Here is a 17789-nt window from a genome sequence, read left to right as displayed (position 1 = left end):
GTTTTGGAATTGAAACCCTGCCAAACTGCTGTTTGCCGCCGCCGTTACAGAAAGCTAACGGCTCAGCGCTTCTTGGCAATTGCGATCTTGTTTTTCTTGGCAAATTCCTTGATCGATTCCTCGCTGCGGTTCAGCGCCTTGGCGATGGCTTTCAACCCATGACCTTTTGTCGCGAGATTGCGTAGCTGTCCCGCCTCGTCCGCTTTCCACGGTTGCTTGTGCCGCTCAAATCGGTCTTTCGCCATCAGTCTGCAGCCGATGCCGCGGCCGGCTTTTTCGCCGGTGCCTTCTTGGCAGCTGGCTTTTTGGCCGCAGCCTTCTTTGTCGCTGTTTTTGTGCCCGCCGCTTTTTTCTTTGGCGCAGGCTTCTTTTTGGGAGCCGCCTTTTTGCGCGCCTTTTTCTTGGGCGGACCCTTGGCAATACGGTCGTCGATCAGCTGGATTGCCTGCGCCTCAGTCACATCTTCAGGCTTCATGTCCTTGGGGATGGTCGCGTTATTGGTTCCGTCAGTAACGTAAGGGCCATACCGGCCCGGCAGTACTTTCATTTCGCCGCCGCTGGTCGGATGTTCCTTGAACGTCTTGATCGGTTCGGCCTTTTGCCGGCCCCCGCCTTTCCGGTTGGCAGCTTCTGCCAGCAACGTGACCGCTGCATTCATGCCCGTTTCGAAGACATCGCGCGTGCTGGTAAGCTTAGCGTATTTTCCGTCGTGCCGCAGATATGGGCCGTAACGCCCGATGGCCGCTTCGATTTCCTTGCCGGTTTCCGGATGCTCGCCAACAATACGCGGCAGTTCGAGAAGCTTCAACGCCCATTCAAGATCGAAATCGTCCAGATCCTTGGGAATGGATGCGCGCTTGGCTTCCTTGCCCTCGCCCAATTGGACATACGGCCCGAAGCGGCCGGTCTTGCGTTCGACAGGCAGGCCCGTGACAGGATCCTTGCCCATGATCTCGTCTTGCGTGCCCTCGTCGCCATCGGCGCCCGGCTGGGCAAAGCGCCGGGTGAACTTGCATTCCGGATAATTGGCGCAGGCCACGAACGCGCCATACTTGCCGCCGCGCAAAGCCAGCCGACCGTTTTCGCGACCCTCCTTTTCACACAGCGGACAGAAGCGCGCAGGCTTGCCGTCGGCTCGAGCCGGAAACAGGTAGTCGGACAGGAATTCGTCCAATGCCTCGGCCACTTCGGAGGGAAGCTGCTCCATCACCTCGTCGGTTGTGGGTTTGAAATCCTTCCAGAACGCTTCGAGCAGTTTCTTGTATTCGGCCCGTCCGCCCGACACATCGTCGAGCTGGTCTTCCATGCCGGCAGTGAAATCAAACGCGACGTAGGTGGGGAAGAACCGCTCCAGAAATGCCGTCAGCAGGCGGCCCGATTCCTCGGCAAAGAAACGGTTCTTCTCCATCCGCACATAATCGCGATCGCGCAGGGTCTGGATGGTGGAGGCGTACGTCGATGGCCGCCCAATGCCCAGCTCCTCCAGCCGTTTGACCAGACTGGCTTCGGAGAAGCGCGGGGGCGGCTGGGTAAAATGCTGGTTAGCCTCGACCGCCTTCTTGGCTGGGCTGCCGCCCTTGGACATGGCTGGCAAAAGGTTATCGTCATCCGACTTGCTGTCGTCGCGGCCTTCTTCATACACTGCCAGAAAGCCGGGGAATTTCACGACTTGCCCGGTCGCGCGCAGTTCGGTCTGGCCGGTGCCGTCGCGCAGAGTGACAGTGGTGCGTTCCAGATTGGCGGTCGCCATCTGGCTGGCCATGGCGCGTTTGAAGATCAGCGAATACAGCTTGGCCTCATCCCCCGACGCCACTTTGTCGCGCTTAAAATTGGTCGGGCGGATCGCCTCATGCGCTTCCTGCGCGTTTTTTGCCTTGGTGGCATAGAACCGCGGTTTTTCCGGCAGGTAATGCCCCGAATATCGCTCGCTTACAGCTGCACGGCAGGCGGAAATCGCGCTGCCATCCATCTGCACGCCGTCCGTCCGCATATAGGTGATGGCGCCTGCCTCATACAGGCTCTGCGCCAGCCGCATCGTATGGCTGGCGGAATAACCAAGCTTGCGGCTCGCCTCCTGCTGCAGGGTGCTGGTCGTGAATGGCGGGGACGGGTTCCGCTTGAGCGGCTTGGTTTCGATATCTTCGACAGTGAAGTGCCCATCGACCACGGCCTGCTTCGCGGCCATCGCAGCGGCTTCGTCACCCAGTTCCATGCGGGCCAGTTTCTTGCCGCCCAGCGTGACGAGCCGCGCGTCGAATTCGGTCCCATCATGCTCCATCTTGGCGAGCACTGACCAGTATTCCTCCGCCGTGAACGCCTCGATTTCGCGTTCGCGGTCCACCACGAGACGCAGCGCGACCGACTGTACACGGCCAGCCGATTTCGCGCCGGGCAGCTTGCGCCACAGCACCGGGCTGAGCGTGAAGCCGAACAGGTAATCGAGCGCGCGACGCGCCAAATAAGCGTCGATCAGATCCATATCCAGCCCGCGCGGCGACTTCATCGCTTCGGTCACGGCGGTCTTTGTGATCGCGTTGAAAGTGACGCGGTCGACCTTCTCCGGCAGGGTTTTGCGCTTCTTCAGCAGTTCCTGGACATGCCAGCTGATCGCCTCGCCCTCGCGGTCGGGGTCGGTGGCGAGCACCAGCCGCGTCGCGCCCTTCGCCGCATCGGAGATCTCCTTGAACCGCTTCTGCTTGTCGCGATACAGTTCCCAGTCCATCGCGAAGTCCTCGTCCGGACGGACACTGCCATCCTTCGGCGGCAGATCGCGGACATGGCCATAGCTGGCGAGAACCTTGAAGTCCTTCCCCAGATATCCCTCGATGGTTTTGGCTTTGGCAGGCGATTCGACGATGACGAGTTGCATGTGTGTTCGGGTAGTCCCTTACGTGTGTACGTGTATGCGAGGGTGGCGGGCTTTGCCGCGCGCCGTCAAGCGATGAGTGAAACCCGCCCCGCCGCATGGCGTTCCAACCGTCCGGCGATCTCCAGTTCCAGAAGCGCAAGCTGGATGGCGGCGGCGCTGTCGCCAGACTGGCGGATCAGTTCGTCCACGGAAACCGGCGCGGTGGTAAGAAGGGCGCCAATCTCTGCAGGTTCGGCGTTGGCCAACTCCTCCGGTTCGTAATCGAAAACCTCGCTCGGTTCGCGAAAGCTTGAACGCGGGACCCCATCGAACCCGCTGAGGAGTTCGACCACATCCTCCGGAGATTGCACCAGCACTGCCCCTTCGCGAATGAGGTGGTTGCAACCTTGCGAACGGGCATCGAGTGGGCTGCCTGGGATCGCCATCACCTCGCGGCCCGCTTCGCCTGCCAAGCGCGCCGTGATGAGCGAGCCGGATTTCGGTGCGGCCTCGACCACCAGCGTGCCTGCCGCCAACCCTGCAATAATACGGTTGCGACTGGGGAAATGGCTGCCACGCGGCTCAGTGCCGGGCGGCTGTTCGGCCAGCAGCAAGCCTCTTGTCGCAATGTCTTCCTGCAGATCGGTGTGCTGCGGCGGGTAGGCGATATCGATGCCACTGGCGATCACACCGATGGTCGCATGGCTTGAATCGGACAAAGCCCCCTCGTGAGCGGCGCCGTCAATGCCGCGCGCCAGACCGGATACGACCGTATAGCCGGCCTCCGCCAACCCGCCTGCAAACTCGCGCGCGATCTTCACCGCTGCGGCAGAAGCATTGCGCGCGCCGACCATTGCGACACATGGCTTCGCCGCCAGCGACAGATCGCCGCGCCACGTAACGATCGGCGGCGCGCTGGAAAGTTCGGCCAACATTGGCGGATAGTCCGGTGTGCCGAGAAACAGATATTTCGCGCCCGCTTTGCGAACCGCCTCGACCTCGCGCTCGATCCGGTCGCGCTTCGCCGGCGCATAGGTCCGTCCGCCCTTCTTGCCCAGGTCCGGCAAGGCGTCCAGCGCGCTGACCGCCGAGCCGAAACGGGCAAGCAACTGGCGATAGCTCACCGGCCCGATATTTGGGGACCGCAGCAGCCGGATGCGCGCAAACGCCTCGGCCTGCGACAGCGCGGCGCCATCGCTCATGCGCCGGAGCCGACTTTCGGTTCGGTGCCTGTTATCAGTCGGCCGATATTCGTACGATGCAGCCAGAGGATAAGCGCTGCGATAACGGCGAGATACAGTGCTATGTTCTGAAATCCGAAAACCCACGCCGCCAACGGAGCCGCGACTGCAGCCGCCATGCCCGACAGCGAACTGATCCGCGTAATCGACAGCAGACCCAACCACAGAACTGCGTACACCAGCCCGACTTTCCAATCGATACCGAAGCAGACCCCGGCCAGAGTAGCCACGCCCTTCCCGCCCTTGAAGCCTAGCCAGACCGGGAAACAATGCCCCAGGATCGCGAACACCGCCGTCAGTCCGACCCAATCTGGAAACCATTGCCATGCGAGGAAAACCGGCAGGAAACCCTTGAACAGATCGAGCAGGAGTGTGGCCGCCGCCAAACCCTTGTTCCCCGTTCGCAGTACATTCGTTGCGCCGATATTGCCGCTACCGATACTGCGCACATCGCCAAGGCCCGCCGCCTTGGTCAGCAGCAGCCCGAATGGGATCGAGCCGAGGAAATAGCCGAGTGCTGCGGCATAAAGCATTTCGATGTCCATGCCCTTTCCCTAACCATTGTTCCGGACATTGTCGAAACCTTGTCGCACGCCTGCGCCGAAGGCTGCGCTTCACTTTCTACGAGGCACTTGTAGAGACGGGATGCACTTGTAAAGTTGCGCCAACGCTCGCCCGGTCCGGCATGGGCGGATCTGGAGTTTTCCGATTTCCGAAACTGCCCCCATCCTGGTTTTCGATTCCGGTGTCGGCGGCTTCACTGTCCTGGCTGAAATCAGGAAATTGCTGCCGGACGCGCCCATCGTCTACGCTGCCGATACGGCCGGTCTGCCCTATGGCGACAAGGGCGAAGCAGAGATTACCGCGCGCGTTGCCGGCATGTTGGGGCGGATGACCGAACGCTTCGCGCCCCGGCTGGCCTGCATCGCCTGTAACACCGCGTCCACCATCGCCTTGGGCATGGCGCGCGACGTGCTGGACCTGCCGATCGTGGGAACGGTCCCGGCGATCAAGCCTGCCGCCGCGATGACCGAAACAGGCACTATCGGATTGCTCGGCACGGCCGCTACCATTCGCCAGCCCTATGTCGATCAGCTGGAAGCCGACCACGCAGTCGGCAAGACGCTGTTGCGCCACGCGGCGCCCGAACTGGTGGAACTGGCGGAAGCAAAGATGTGCGGCGAACGCGTGAGCGTCGACGATGTGCTGGACGCGGCCAAGGGGCTGGTGCTGCAACCGTGCGGCGCTGACATCGATGTGGTGGTCCTCGCCTGTACCCACTTCCCGCTTCTGACAGCCGAATTGGCGGAAGCCCTCGGAAAGCACATCGCATTCATCGACGGAGCGGAAGGTATCGCGCGCCGTGTAGCCGACCTGACGAAAGGCCAGACTTTCCGGCGCGTCGGCGATGACAGGTTTATCGTCACCGGCCCCTTGGATCGTGTTGCAAACCTTGCACCAGCGCTTGCGCGGTACGGACTTGGACCGCCAGAAAGGTTGTAAAACGCCACTCTTGCGAATCGCTCGCAAAGATCGCGGTGGCAAGCGCGGCCCGACGCCATTAAGTGCCTATCCGAAGCCATGAATTACGATTCCATCTTCGACAAGGCGATCGATCGCCTCCATGCCGAGGGGCGCTACCGCGTCTTCATCGATATTTTGCGCAACAAGGGCGCATACCCCAACGCACGGTGTTTCCATGGTCACAACGGGCCCAAGCCCATTACCGTCTGGTGCTCGAACGACTACCTCGCCATGGGCCAACATCCCAAGGTAATCGGTGCCATGGAAGAGGCGCTGCACGATGTGGGCGCCGGTTCGGGCGGAACCCGAAACATCGGTGGTAACACGCATTACCATGTGCAGCTGGAAGACGAGCTGGCTGATCTGCATGGCAAGGACGCGGCCCTGCTGTTTACCAGCGGATATGTGTCCAACGATGCGACGCTTTCGACGTTGGCCAAACTGCTTCCCGGTTGCCTGATATTCTCCGATGAATTGAATCATGCCAGCATGATTGCCGGCATCCGCAACTCCGGCTGCGAGAAACGAGTGTTCCGCCATAACGACATGGCACATCTGGAAGAATTGCTGGCTGCGGAAGACCCCGCCACGCCCAAGGTCATCGCTTTCGAAAGCGTATATTCGATGGATGGTGATGTCGCGCCGATCCATGAAATCTGCGATCTTGCGGATGAGTATAACGCACTGACCTACATCGACGAGGTTCACGCCGTGGGCATGTACGGCCCGCGCGGCGGCGGAATTTCCGAGCGCGACGAGGCAGCGGACCGGATCGACATCATCGAGGGCACCCTTGGCAAGGCGTTCGGTGTGATGGGCGGTTATATCGCGGCCGACAAACGCGTAGTGGATTGCATCCGCAGCTATGCGCCGGGCTTCATTTTCACCACTTCGCTGTCCCCAGCGCTGGTTGCAGGTGTGCTGGCATCGGTCCGCCACTTGAAGAACCACAGCGAGGAACGCGAGGCGCAGCAGGAAAATGCGGCCACCCTGAAGCGTATACTGACCGATGCCGGTCTGCCGGTCATGCCGTCGACTACGCATATCGTACCACTGATGGTCGGTGATCCCGTGCGCGCTAAAAAAATCAGCGATATCCTGCTCGCCGAATACGGCGTGTACGTGCAGCCCATCAATTTCCCAACAGTGCCCCGCGGAACGGAGCGGTTGCGCTTCACACCCGGCCCCGCCCATACCGAGGCGATGATGCGCGAACTGGTCGACGCACTGGTTGAAATCTGGGACCGGCTGGAAATGGAATTACGCCAGGCGGCCTGATCCGAAACCTGCTTTTTGGCAACAAACTTGCATGTGTTTGGCAACAAAATTGCAGGTGTAAGGTTATCGGCTTGGTAAGCTTTTTTCCCTAAAGATCCGCTTGAAAAAATAGCGGGTATCGGTCGTGCGAAACTTCTTGAACAATTTGAAAAAAGCGCCCGTTGAAGATGACGAGGATGCAGCTATTGCTGCTGCCGAAGCGCTTGCCGCTGCGCCTGCTGCACAACTCAATCGCCAGACTGTTCTGGACGAGTACGAAAAAGTAGGCCTCGGATGGGTGTGGGCGACCGATGCTGCCGGACGACTGGTCTATTTGTCGGATAAAGCCCTCGATAATCTCGGGCATGATGACGGCGTGTTACACGGCAAACCATTCGATGCACTGTTCGAAATCGATACCGAGATCGAAACGGAACGCACAGCGCGCCCGCTTACCTTCCAGCTTAAGGCGCGGACCAAGATACGCGATCAGGTCGTCAGGTTCTCTCACGAAACTTCGGCGCAGAACGTGCGGCAGAAATGGTGGTCCATTTCGGGTTATCCCCTGATCGACGATGCCGGCAATTTTGCAGGCTATCGGGGAAGCGCCCGCGATGTATCGGCCGAGTACGAACGCAAACTGATCGACAGCAAGCTGGCGGATTTCGATTCCCTCACCGGGCTTGCCAACCGCCATAACATGAACCGGCACCTTGACGGCCGGATGGCGGGCGGCAAATCGTCCGGGCGTACATGCGCGCTGATGATGCTCGACCTCGACAAGTTCAAACACGTCAATGACACGCTGGGCCACCAGGCCGGCGATAGCCTGCTGTGCCAGGTCGCCGAAAGGCTAACCGCCATTGCCGGCAAACGTGGGATGGTCTGCCGGCTTGGCGGAGACGAGTTTCAGGTCATGCTGCCGGATATCGACGATCGCGGCGAATTGGGCGAGATGGCGGACAAGATCATCCAGATCCTGTCACAACCCTATCCGATCGACGACAAGCGCGCGATCATCGGCGCTTCGGTCGGCATCGCCATCGCCCCGTTTGATGGTGATACGCGCGAGGACTTGATCCGCGCCGCCGATCTGTCGCTCTATGCCGCCAAGAATGGTGGCCGCGGACAGTTCCGTTTTTATGCTGCGGACTTGAAGGACGAAGAGCAGGAACGCCAGACCATGCTCGACGATTTGCGTCTGGCGCTGGAGGCAGAGCAACTAGAACTGTATTACCAACCTGTCGTAAAAATCGAAAACAGCACCGTCGTCTGCCTCGAAGCACTAATGCGCTGGGAGCATCCCGAACGCGGCTTCGTCAGTCCCGCTGTGTTCATCCCGGTCGCCGAAGACAGCGACCTCATCAACGGTCTTGGCGAATGGGCGCTGCGCAAGGCCTGCGAAACCGCATTGGACTGGCCCAAGACAGTGCGCGTGGCGGTCAATGTTTCAGCGGTCCAGTTTGCCAATCCCGGTTTCCCTGCCGTGGTCGCAAATGTCCTGGCCCAAACAGGCATAGAACCCGACCGGCTAGAGTTGGAGCTAACCGAAAGCGTATTCGTCGGTGACACAGATGCTGCAGAAAAAACCTTCAAGACTTTGAAGGGGCTTGGCGTCCGTCTGGCGCTGGACGATTTCGGGACCGGTTATTCCTCACTCAGCTATTTGCGTTCGGCGCCGTTCGACAAGATCAAGGTCGATCGCAGCTTCGTCACCAGCTGTACCCAGCAAGACAAAAACAGCGCCAAGATCATCGCCGCCATCGTCGGCCTTTCGAATGCGCTTAATATGGAAACCACTGTCGAGGGTGTCGAGGCGTTCGATCAGTTGGATGTGGTCAAACAAAACGGCGCACGCATGGTCCAGGGGTACATCTACGCCCGCCCCATGCCTGCCGAAAAGGTCGCGGAACGGCTGGCAAGCGGCGACTTCCGGATCGAACCCGAAGGGCCGGAACAGTTCCGCCCGGATCGCCGCTCCGTCTTCCGCCGCATCGGGATCATTCACGAGGAATATTATTACGACGCCGTGATGCGCGATCTGTCGCGCACCGGCTCGGGGATCGAAGGGTTGGTGGGCGTGCCGGTTGGGGCCGATCTCGTGCTCGACCTGGGCGGCGGACAGCTGATCGTTTGCAAAGTTGCGCGGTCGCGCGGATCGGAGATCGGAGTGGAATTCGAATCCGAACTGGTCAGCGACGGGGCCGGCGGTCTTTGTACTCGGCACCGGCTATCACCCTACGTGCTGGCGCAGGCCGGCCTTCCCAGCGCGCCGGGCGAAGGCGAAGTAAAAGCCAATGAAGGCATCAAACCAGCCTTTATGCAGGTGGCTGTGGGAGCGAGCGCCAAGCCGGCTTCCAACTAAGCCGACCTGCCCGCTGCCAAACGATTATCGCAAGCTGACTACATTATCGCTGGCGCGCGGATCGGGCCGGTCCCCGCGATAGAGGCTGGCCATTGGCTCATCAGTCACCGTAATGTGTTCGGCGGCCCCGAAACCGTTGAAGCCGGTCTTCATCACCGCGCCATAGGCACCCAGCATCCCTATTTCGATGTAATCGCCGGCCTGAATGTCCTCGGGCAGCAGGAACGGCCCTTTCATGTAATCGGCATCATCGCAGGTCGGCCCGTAGAAACTGAACTCCGCGGGCGGCCGCGTCAGGCCGCTATCCAGCGCGGCAACCGGGAAACGCCAGTCGACATGGGCGGCATCGAACAACGCGCCATATGCGCCGTCGTTGATATACAGATTTTCCCCGCGCCGCCGGTCGACCCGCACGATGAGGGAAGAGTATTCCGCCGCCAACGCGCGCCCCGGCTCGCACCACAACTCGCTGGAATAAGAGATCGGCAGGCTTTCGCTGGCGCGGAAGATCACATCGAAATAATCCTCCAGCGGGGGCGGGTCCATATCGGGATAGATGCTGGGAAAGCCGCCGCCCACATCGATAATGTCCACGGTGACGGCCGCCTCGACGATGGCAGCACGCACGCGTTCCAGTGCCTGCACATAGGCGAACGGCGTCATGGCCTGGCTGCCGACGTGGAAGCACACGCCCAGCCAGTCGCAATGCTGGCGGGTTCGCTGCAACAACGGGGCAGCGTCGGCAAGATCGACGCCGAACTTGCTGGCCAGCGATAGCTGCGCATACTCGCTCGATACGCGCATACGTACAAGCAGCTTGAGGTCCTTGGCCGGATTACCTTGCGTATCGCGGCAGGATTCCACGATCTTCTCCAGCTCCTCGTCACTGTCGAGGCTGAAGGTGTTCACGCCGTGCTGGTGGTATGCCTCTGCAATCGCGCGGGTCGTCTTGATTGGATGCATGAAACACAGTTCTGCATCGGGCAGCGCCGCACGCGTTTGGCGCACTTCGGCGAGCGAGGCCACGTCGTAATGCGTGATGCCGTTGTCCCACAACACTTTCAGGAGGTCAGGCGACGGGTTCGCCTTCACCGCATAGAGCGAGCGTCCGGGAAATTTCTCCGCAAAAAAACGCGCGGCGCGGGCGGCTGCGTGCGGACGATTGAGGATGACAGGTTCGTCGGGCGCAAGCGCCGCAACTACGGACCGGGCGTCAGATTGGATGTGCAATACAAGGGACCCCCAGGAAGGCCCATACGGACCATTAGTTGAAAGATGGCTGCCTTAGCGGTTGGAGGCCCTTCCGGCAGCGGAAACGGGCCTATAATGGCAAGGTTGCGGTTCACAAAACAAAAACCGCGCCGAAGCTGCTGGTTCCAGACTTGCTGAATGTATGCGCTGGCGAGTGAACCTAAGCTTAGGCCTTAATTTTACCTGCGCGGCTTAGCTTAGCCGCATTTTGAAATCTTCGTATCCGAAGCTTTTTACCTGCTCCAGCGCGTCCGTATCGCTATCCCACAGCCAGATCGACGGTAATGGCACGCCGTTGAACGTGTTGGTTTTGACCATCGAATAATGCGCCTGATCGAGAAACGCGATCCGTTCACCGGGCCGCCCTTCCCCCGGCAATACATAGTCCCCGATCACATCCCCGGCGAGGCAGGACGGACCGCCCAACCGCACAGGCTTGGCATCGCTAGCCGCGGTGTCCTCCCCCAGCAGAGCCGGTCTGTACGGCGCCTCGATAACATCCGGCATATGGCAAGTGGCCGAAATATCCGTAATCGCGAAGGGCACTTCGTTGACCCCTGTATCTAGAATGGTGCCCACCAGAATGCCCGCATCCAGCGCGACAGCTTCGCCTGGCTCCAGATAGATCTCCGCACCGGTGTCCGCTTTTGCATCACGCAGCAATTCCACCAGCTCTTCGCGCTGGTAATCTGCGCGGGTGATATGGTGACCCCCGCCCATATTGATCCATTTCAGCTGTCCGAACCAAGGTTCGATAGCGTCGAACACCTTGTCCCACGTCCGGCTGAGCGGTTCGAAATCCTGCTCACACAGATTGTGGAAGTGAATGCCATCGACCCCTTCCATATGCTCGGGCTGCAATTGATCGAGCGGAAAACCGAGGCGGCTGCCGGGGCTGGACGGATCGTAGCGTGCGACCTCGCCGGTTGGCACCTGCGGATTGATCCTTAGCCCCACATCGAAATCGCCGCCCGTCATGCGAGCCTGTTCGAGGATCAGCGTCGCGCGCTCCATCTGACCCGGCGAATTGAAGATGACATGGTCGGAGAGACGGCAGACCTCTGGCAGGTCTTCCGGTTTATAGGCGGCGCTATAGGTGCTGATCTCGCCATCGTAATATTCCGACGCAAGCCGCGCTTCCCACAATCCGGACGTGCACACTCCGTCGAGATACTCACCCATCATCGGCGCGACGGAGAACATGGAAAACGCCTTAAGCGCGGCCAGCATTTTGATGTCGGCCTCGTCGCGTATTTGCGCCAGGACCTGCAAATTGGCGCGCAACTTCGCCGCGTCCACTACGAAGGCCGGACTATCGACGCGCGACAGATCGAATTGCGCAAAAGCGCCCGGGTGTCCGGCTTTGGTTTCCATTATTCCGACTTACTTTCCGTCCACTGGACAACCCGCATGTCGAGCGTTGCAGCCAGAATTTGGTCGAGCCAAGGTTTATGCCCGGCCCCGATAATCAGGAGTACCCGGCTTCCTGGGCGAGCTGCCATGGCACGCCGAAGGTTTGCGGCAATACGGAAGTTTCGTTCATCCCATAAGGCCTGTCTGACCAAACCTGATTTATTTTCGAATGGCATGCGATTGAAAACATCGATCTGCGAACGAACATCGCCGCGCCCGTATTCCGGCGAATTGACATAATCGTAGGCTGGCTCGAGAGACCCGTTTTGCACGGCTTCATCTTGTATTTTGGCCAGCGTAGAAAACGGTTCCGACCCGACGATGGCTTCGATACCGCCCGCTGTTTCCAGACCCGACATTAGTTCCGGAACGATATTACCAAAAGCAGCATCTTCAAGATGACTGTCGACATTCCAGATGCGAGGCGCGCCCAATTCTTCCGCTAGTCGCGCTGCTATGGCCACACGTTCGTTAGTCGACACATCCAGTTTCGATAGCTCCGAACGAACGGCCTTCGGCACATCGTCCGGCCATTCGTCTCGTTCTCGCCCACCAAGCGCCCGGTAATAGATAAGCGCAGTCTCAACCTCGTAGGCAGCAATTGCGGTCATTAAGCGCTCGATCTGGCTAGCTTCGTCAAGACTTCCAGGGCTTCCGACCCACTCACTCATAGCCACTTCGGCTTCGATTGGGTCGAGCCCACTTGCCGCTTGTCCAAGGTTCATTAGCGAAAGGTACGAACCGACATAGGTGTCGAGCGTCCGGGCATAGTGGGGCGTTGTGCGGAACATCGCGATTTCATGTGCTGGTACGCGCTCAACTGCGATAATTTCCGGTGCGAACTGCTTCAGTCGCCTGATGATTGTATCGAAATGCGATGGGGTTACACCTTCGACACCCGCGTAATGCGATGTCGCCAAGATCATCACTTCGGTACGCTCGTCGAAGGGAACCGAGGACAGGTTTGCGACCGGAACACGGTCCTGCGCTGATGCCGGAGCAGCTAGGGAGAATAGTGCTGCCAAAGCCAAAATAAACCTGCGCCGCATCAGAAATCTACCGGTCCATCCATCTCCCGCACATTCCACGGCAGGCCATGTTCGTTCAGCATGTCCATGAACGGGTCGGGGTCGAACTGCTCCATGTTGAAGACGCCGTCACCGTTCCATTTGCCGGTTACGAGCATGGCGGAGCCTATCATGGCCGGCACACCGGTGGTGTAGCTAACCGCCTGATTACCGGTTTCTTCGTAAGCGGCTTCGTGGTCGCAGATGTTGTTGATGTAAAAAGTCTTTTCGCCCGAGCCGTCGAGCGCCTCGCCAGTTGCGATGACGCCGATATTGGTCTTGCCCTTGGTCGTTTCGCCGAGCGTTTCAGGCTTCGGGAGAACCGCGGCGAGGAATTGCAGCGGTACGATGTCGCGACCCTGGTACTTGATCGGCTCGATCCCGGTCATGCCGACATTCTGCAGGACGGTGAGGTGTTTGATGTATTCGTCCCCGAAGGTCATCCAGAAGCGAGCGCGCTGCAGTTCGGGGATGAACTTTGACAGGCTTTCCAGTTCTTCATGATACATCAGATAGGCGTTGCGCTTACCGACCTCGTCGAAGTCGAACTCCGTCCTCACCTGCATGGCAGGGGTTTCGACCCACTCACCATTTTCCCAGTGCCGCGCCGGTGCGGTCACTTCTCTGATGTTAATCTCCGGATTGAAGTTGGTAGCGAATGCTTGCCCGTGATCCCCGCCATTGCAGTCGAGAATGTCGAGCTGGCGGATCGTCTTTAACTTGTGCTTCTTCAGCCACATGGTGAACACACTGGTCACACCGGGGTCGAAACCGCTGCCCAACAATGCCATCAGCCCGGCTTCCTTGAACCGGTCGTGATAGGCCCACTGCCAGTGATATTCGAACTTCGCCTCGTCCTTGGGCTCGTAATTCGCAGTGTCGAGATAGCTTACGCCCGCTTCCAGGCAGGCATCCATGATCGGCAGGTCCTGATATGGCAGCGCCAGATTGACCACCAGTGACGGTTCCACCTTGCGGATCAGGTTTACCATCGCGGGGACCTCCTCGGCGTCGATCTCATATGTCGTCACGTCCACGCCCGCGCGTTCCTTGACCGAAGCTGCGATAGCATCGCATTTCGACTTCGTACGACTGGCGAGATGGATATTTGTGAAAATATCGCTGTTAAACGCCATCTTATGGACGGCGACGGAGCTGACCCCGCCTGCGCCAATTACCAGGACTGTGGACATGGGTATGCTCTCCGAACTTTGGCCAAATGCATTTGCGTGCACATAGGATAATGCACCGGCACTGCAAGACGGTCCTGCGGCGGTTGCCTGTGCGATTTACACACAAGACAGAACAGGTTGTTTTTGACAACCAGCCACCCGGCGCGCCATCAACGATTCAGACAATGGGGTAACGAGGTGAATTCAATGCAAGCGCAAATGCTCGCACCGGCGGCCGTTCTGGTGGCATGGTCGATTGTAATGATGTTCTGGATCATGTTTACGCGCTTTCCCGCGATGGCAAAGCTCGGCAGCGGTGTGGCAACGGCAAAGCCCGGCGGACGCGGGCAGGATCTGGAAGGTGTGTTGCCGGATAAGGCAAACTGGCCGGCGCATAATTATGCGCACCTTATGGAGCAGCCGACCGTGTTCTATGCGGCTGCGATTATCCTGGCGATCATGGGCGCGACCGGGTTCGACGTGTTGCTGGCATGGATCTACGTCGCGTTCCGGATCGTGCATTCGATCTGGCAGGCGACGGTCAATATCGTCAAAATCCGCTTCCTGCTGTTTTTCGCATCGTCACTGGCGCTTGTCGTGCTGGCCATACGCGCCGTCATGGCGACACTGTTTCACGACCCGGGGGCAATCTGATGAACGGCGTTATCGAATCCCAGATGTTCCAGCCGATCGTCGCGCTGACTATCTGGACCATGGTGATGTGGGCGTGGATGTATGCCACGCGGATTCCAGCGATGACCCGGCTGAATGTGGATGCGGACAGTATCGCGCGCGACCCTGCTGCCTCGCTCGATCACCAGTTGCCCGCCAACGTCCAGTGGAAAGCGCATAATTACAACCACCTGCACGAAGCGCCGACGGTATTCTATGCCATTGCGCTGGTGCTGATCCTGATCGGGCAGGGTGACGGGCTCAACGCACTATTGGCTTGGATTTACGTCGGACTACGCGTGATCCATTCGATCGTGCAAGTGACCGCCAACAAGGTGCTGGTTCGGTTCATCCTGTTCGCCCTGTCGAGTGTAGTACTGATCGCGCTGGTTGTGAAAGCTGCGCTGGCGGTATTCTGACGTTGTCCGAGTACTGATACAGGTTCCAAAGCAAGCCTGGAAACACCGATAAGGCGGATAGCTACTACTCCGCCGCTTCGGCTGATTCCATCTTGGCGAATTCCAGCGTCGCGACAAAACGTTCCGCATCCAGTGCGGCCATGCAGCCGGTGCCTGCGGCTGTAACCGCCTGACGATAGGTGTGGTCCATCACGTCGCCGCAAGCGAACACGCCAGGCAGTTCTGTCATCGGTGTGCCGGGCGCGACGATCAGATAGCCGTTATCGTCCATTGGCAGCTTGCCTTTGAACAGTTCGGTCGCAGGCGCGTGGCCGATAGCGACGAATGCTCCGTCCGCATCCAACGTGCTTTCCTCGCCCGTCTGCGTGTCCTGCATAACAATGTGGGTCAGCCCGCCAGCTGCCGGATCGCCTTCGAAACGGATCACGGCCTTGTTCCAGATCGTGCTGATCTTGTCGGACTTAAACAGGCGTTCCTGCAGGATTTTCTCCGCACGCAATTCGTCGCGGCGATGGATCAGGGTCACGTCGTCGGAGTGGTTGGTAAGGTACAGCGCTTCTTCCACAGCCGTGTTGCCGCCGCCGATCACGACGACTTTCTTGCCGCGATAGAAGAACCCGTCGCATGTGGCGCAGGCGGACACGCCCTTGCCGCCCAGTTCCTGTTCGCCCGGTACGCCCAGCCATTTTGCCTGCGCGCCGGTCGCAATGACCAGCGTGTCGCCGATATACTCGTCGCCGCTATCGCCGATCGCCCGGTAGGGAGGCCCGCCCGCGATATCGATGTCCATGATCGTGTCCCACAGCATCCGCGTGCCGACATGTTCGGCCTGCGCCTGCATTTCCTGCATCAGCCAAGGGCCCTGAACCACGTCCTTGAACCCGGGATAGTTTTCCACATCGGTGGTGATCGTCAGCTGTCCGCCGGGCTGAAGGCCCTGCACCACGATCGGTTCCATCATGGCGCGCGCACCGTAGATCGCCGCGCTGAGGCCCGCCGGGCCGGAGCCGATGATAAGCATTTTGGTGCGATGAATAGCCATAATCGATATATCCGGGTCCGGGTGAAAATCTATGTACGAAAGCTAGCGCTTAGGCCCGCCAGTTTAAAGGCCGGGTCTGTCAGTCGAGATAGCGGGCGCGCAATTGTTCGCGCATCGTATCGTCCACACCCAGCACCTGTTCCATATAGGCGTCGATGGAACCGCTTTCAGCCGTCATTCGGCTATAGGCCTGCGCAAGATAGGCTTCTTCGACTGACAGGATGACGCGCAAATCTGCATCCGACAGGCCGCCCCAGCGCGCGCGGAGGCCATCGGACGCCTGATCGACGAGAACATGCATCGTCGGCGCGTCATTGGTGAGAAGATAATCCGCCATCGCATCATCGTCATGCACGCCGAGCGCGCGGTGCAGCAGCGCCGCGGCGACGCCGGTGCGATCCTTGCCTGCGAAACAATGTACAAGACTAGGCGCGGCCACCCCCTCAGCTTGTTCGGCCAACGCTTCGAAATAGCGTGAGAACATAGCTACCATCGCCGGATTGGTCGGCATCCGGTCATACAGCGCAATCATTCGCTGGCGTGCCACGCCAGCATCGAATTCGCCGCTGCCTGCGGCTTCATGCGGAGCACGGCTGCTGGTCTCGCCGTCGTGGAACAGCACCTGGGCGTCGAACCCGGCGGGACGGCGACAGACATTGGCCGCGCGTTCGCTCGGTCCGCGAAGATCGATAACGGTAGCCAGTCCAGCATCGGCGACCTTTGCAAGATCGGCGTCGCTTGCAGTGGAATGCTGGCCCGAGCGGTAAAGCAAGCCGCGCTTCACCCTACCCCCTGCACCAGCGGCGTAACCGCCATAATCGCGGAAATTGTGAACCCCGGTCGTCGGGATAAAGTTGGGGGATGGCATGGGTTATCCTGTGCCACCCTGCCCAGCCCAGCACAACCACCCGATCTTGATCGCTGTCGTGCGCACTGCGCAATTATCCCTAGTCGGGCGTTTCCAGGCGCTTCGCCCTGTTACGCTACATCAGCCTTGCACTGAACTGAAAGAGCAACCGATGGCATACATCCTGATCGTGGATGACGACGAAATTATCGCAGAACTTGCGTCGGACGTGCTGATTGCGGCCGGCCATGCATGCGGGTGGGTGACGAGCGGGCCCGACGCGCTGCAACTGCTCAGTCGTCGCCGTCCCGATCTATTGTTGTTGGACCACGATATGCCGGGGATGAGCGGCACCCAGGTCATGCGTGACATTCGCGGCGACCAGAAACTGTACGACCTGCCCATTATCATGTTCACCGCGATGACCGGCGCACGGGACGAGGAACAGGCGCGCTACAACGGCGCGCAGGACTATATCCGCAAACCCTTCGACGCGATGTTCCTGAAACTGAAAGTCCGGCAAGTGCTGGCCACTGCGGCGGAGGGGCCGAAGCATCGGGATCTGCGCGATTACATGGCAGCCTTAAATTCGGGCCCCAGGCGGACCGTCACCACCCAGCAACGCCGCTACTGTTAAGGCAAAGCAACGGTCGTGACCGCTGCGGTTTGCC

The 17789-nt window shown here is 59.6% G+C and carries 16 protein-coding genes; 6 read left to right on the top strand and 10 right to left on the bottom strand.

The window, feature by feature from the left end; translation table 11 throughout:
• Nucleotides 1-62: 62 nt before the first annotated feature.
• The 4 genes from HME9302_RS04010 to plsY form a co-directional block, all read right to left on the bottom strand.
• On the bottom strand, nucleotides 63-245 hold the full coding sequence (locus HME9302_RS04010) for a hypothetical protein (RefSeq protein WP_115365949.1): 183 nt from the start codon (nucleotides 243-245) through the stop codon (nucleotides 63-65).
• Complete coding sequence (gene topA / locus HME9302_RS04005; protein ID WP_115365948.1) at nucleotides 245-2869, bottom strand: type I DNA topoisomerase; 2625 nt, start codon at nucleotides 2867-2869, stop codon at nucleotides 245-247. The genes HME9302_RS04010 and topA overlap by 1 nt, the downstream gene beginning before the upstream one ends.
• Before the next feature lie 65 nt (nucleotides 2870-2934).
• Nucleotides 2935-4050 carry a DNA-processing protein DprA gene (gene dprA, locus HME9302_RS04000; RefSeq protein ID WP_115365947.1) on the bottom strand — a complete coding sequence of 372 codons (1116 nt, stop codon included), beginning with the start codon at nucleotides 4048-4050 and terminating at the stop codon, nucleotides 2935-2937.
• Entirely contained in the window at nucleotides 4047-4634 is a 588-nt protein-coding gene (gene plsY / locus HME9302_RS03995) for a glycerol-3-phosphate 1-O-acyltransferase PlsY (protein ID WP_115365946.1), read from the bottom strand. Before plsY ends, dprA begins: the two co-directional genes overlap by 4 nt.
• A 163-nt stretch (nucleotides 4635-4797) precedes the next feature.
• On the opposite strand from plsY, the gene murI reads away from it, so the two are divergent.
• From murI to HME9302_RS03980, 3 genes are all read left to right on the top strand, one after another.
• Nucleotides 4798-5592 (top strand): glutamate racemase, encoded by a 795-nt coding sequence (gene murI, locus HME9302_RS03990; RefSeq protein ID WP_115365945.1) that lies wholly within the window; start codon nucleotides 4798-4800, stop codon nucleotides 5590-5592.
• A gap of 78 nt (nucleotides 5593-5670) precedes the next feature.
• On the top strand, nucleotides 5671-6891 hold the full coding sequence (gene hemA, locus HME9302_RS03985; RefSeq protein WP_115365944.1) for a 5-aminolevulinate synthase: 1221 nt from the start codon (nucleotides 5671-5673) through the stop codon (nucleotides 6889-6891).
• Between the two features lie 136 nt (nucleotides 6892-7027).
• Entirely contained in the window at nucleotides 7028-9235 is a 2208-nt protein-coding gene (locus HME9302_RS03980) for a putative bifunctional diguanylate cyclase/phosphodiesterase (RefSeq protein ID WP_115365943.1), read from the top strand.
• Nucleotides 9236-9259: 24 nt separating this feature from the next.
• Here HME9302_RS03980 and HME9302_RS03975 read toward each other — a convergent pair whose 3' ends face one another.
• The 4 genes from HME9302_RS03975 to HME9302_RS03960 all read right to left on the bottom strand — a co-directional run bounded on the left by HME9302_RS03975 (nucleotide 9260) and on the right by HME9302_RS03960 (nucleotide 14159).
• Nucleotides 9260-10465 (bottom strand): type III PLP-dependent enzyme, encoded by a 1206-nt coding sequence (locus HME9302_RS03975; protein WP_115365942.1) that lies wholly within the window; start codon nucleotides 10463-10465, stop codon nucleotides 9260-9262.
• A gap of 213 nt (nucleotides 10466-10678) precedes the next feature.
• On the bottom strand, nucleotides 10679-11860 hold the full coding sequence (locus HME9302_RS03970; RefSeq protein WP_115365941.1) for a carboxynorspermidine decarboxylase: 1182 nt from the start codon (nucleotides 11858-11860) through the stop codon (nucleotides 10679-10681).
• Complete coding sequence (locus tag HME9302_RS03965; protein WP_147270758.1) at nucleotides 11860-12924, bottom strand: DUF5694 domain-containing protein; 1065 nt, start codon at nucleotides 12922-12924, stop codon at nucleotides 11860-11862. Before HME9302_RS03965 ends, HME9302_RS03970 begins: the two co-directional genes overlap by 1 nt.
• Nucleotides 12925-12947: 23 nt before the next feature.
• Entirely contained in the window at nucleotides 12948-14159 is a 1212-nt protein-coding gene (locus HME9302_RS03960; RefSeq protein ID WP_115365939.1) for a saccharopine dehydrogenase family protein, read from the bottom strand.
• 186 nt (nucleotides 14160-14345) lie between these two features.
• Between HME9302_RS03960 and HME9302_RS03955 the strand changes: the two genes are divergently transcribed.
• The gene (locus HME9302_RS03955) at nucleotides 14346-14792 is read left to right on the top strand and encodes an MAPEG family protein (RefSeq protein ID WP_115365938.1); all 447 of its coding nucleotides are present in this window, start codon (nucleotides 14346-14348) and stop codon (nucleotides 14790-14792) included.
• Nucleotides 14792-15229 carry an MAPEG family protein gene (locus HME9302_RS03950; protein WP_115365937.1) on the top strand — a complete coding sequence of 146 codons (438 nt, stop codon included), beginning with the start codon at nucleotides 14792-14794 and terminating at the stop codon, nucleotides 15227-15229. The genes HME9302_RS03955 and HME9302_RS03950 overlap by 1 nt, the downstream gene beginning before the upstream one ends.
• A gap of 64 nt (nucleotides 15230-15293) precedes the next feature.
• Here HME9302_RS03950 and trxB read toward each other — a convergent pair whose 3' ends face one another.
• Both trxB and HME9302_RS03940 read right to left on the bottom strand, forming a co-directional pair.
• Nucleotides 15294-16271, bottom strand: coding sequence for a thioredoxin-disulfide reductase (gene trxB, locus HME9302_RS03945; RefSeq protein WP_181815676.1), 978 nt, complete (start codon nucleotides 16269-16271; stop codon nucleotides 15294-15296).
• Nucleotides 16272-16350: 79 nt separating this feature from the next.
• Nucleotides 16351-17139, bottom strand: a complete 789-nt coding sequence (locus HME9302_RS03940) for a tyrosine-protein phosphatase (RefSeq protein ID WP_115365935.1) — start codon at nucleotides 17137-17139, stop codon at nucleotides 16351-16353.
• A 151-nt stretch (nucleotides 17140-17290) separates the two neighbouring features.
• Here HME9302_RS03940 and HME9302_RS03935 point away from each other — a divergent pair, with 151 nt between their 5' ends.
• Complete coding sequence (locus HME9302_RS03935) at nucleotides 17291-17755, top strand: response regulator (protein WP_115365934.1); 465 nt, start codon at nucleotides 17291-17293, stop codon at nucleotides 17753-17755.
• Nucleotides 17756-17789: the final 34 nt, after the last annotated feature.

It is taken from the genome of Alteripontixanthobacter maritimus (assembly GCF_003340475.1).
GTDB classification, from domain to species: Bacteria; Pseudomonadota; Alphaproteobacteria; order Sphingomonadales; family Sphingomonadaceae; genus Alteripontixanthobacter; species Alteripontixanthobacter maritimus.
This window is presented reverse-complemented; position numbering and strand designations above follow the sequence as displayed.

Bases quoted from the DNA above. Each gene is read 5' to 3' on its own strand.
- hemA (WP_115365944.1), top strand. From the start codon at position 5,671: ATGAATTACGATTCCATCTTCGACAAGGCGATCGATCGCCTCCATGCC.
- HME9302_RS04010 (WP_115365949.1), bottom strand. From the start codon at position 245: ATGGCGAAAGACCGATTTGAGCGGCACAAGCAACCGTGGAAAGCGGAC.
- HME9302_RS03960 (WP_115365939.1), bottom strand. From the start codon at position 14,159: ATGTCCACAGTCCTGGTAATTGGCGCAGGCGGGGTCAGCTCCGTCGCC.
- plsY (WP_115365946.1), bottom strand. From the start codon at position 4,634: ATGGACATCGAAATGCTTTATGCCGCAGCACTCGGCTATTTCCTCGGC.
- trxB (WP_181815676.1), bottom strand. From the start codon at position 16,271: ATGGCTATTCATCGCACCAAAATGCTTATCATCGGCTCCGGCCCGGCG.
- HME9302_RS03950 (WP_115365937.1), top strand. From the start codon at position 14,792: ATGAACGGCGTTATCGAATCCCAGATGTTCCAGCCGATCGTCGCGCTG.
- HME9302_RS03935 (WP_115365934.1), top strand. From the start codon at position 17,291: ATGGCATACATCCTGATCGTGGATGACGACGAAATTATCGCAGAACTT.
- HME9302_RS03955 (WP_115365938.1), top strand. From the start codon at position 14,346: ATGCAAGCGCAAATGCTCGCACCGGCGGCCGTTCTGGTGGCATGGTCG.
- HME9302_RS03940 (WP_115365935.1), bottom strand. From the start codon at position 17,139: ATGCCATCCCCCAACTTTATCCCGACGACCGGGGTTCACAATTTCCGC.
- HME9302_RS03970 (WP_115365941.1), bottom strand. From the start codon at position 11,860: ATGGAAACCAAAGCCGGACACCCGGGCGCTTTTGCGCAATTCGATCTG.
- dprA (WP_115365947.1), bottom strand. From the start codon at position 4,050: ATGAGCGATGGCGCCGCGCTGTCGCAGGCCGAGGCGTTTGCGCGCATC.
- topA (WP_115365948.1), bottom strand. From the start codon at position 2,869: ATGCAACTCGTCATCGTCGAATCGCCTGCCAAAGCCAAAACCATCGAG.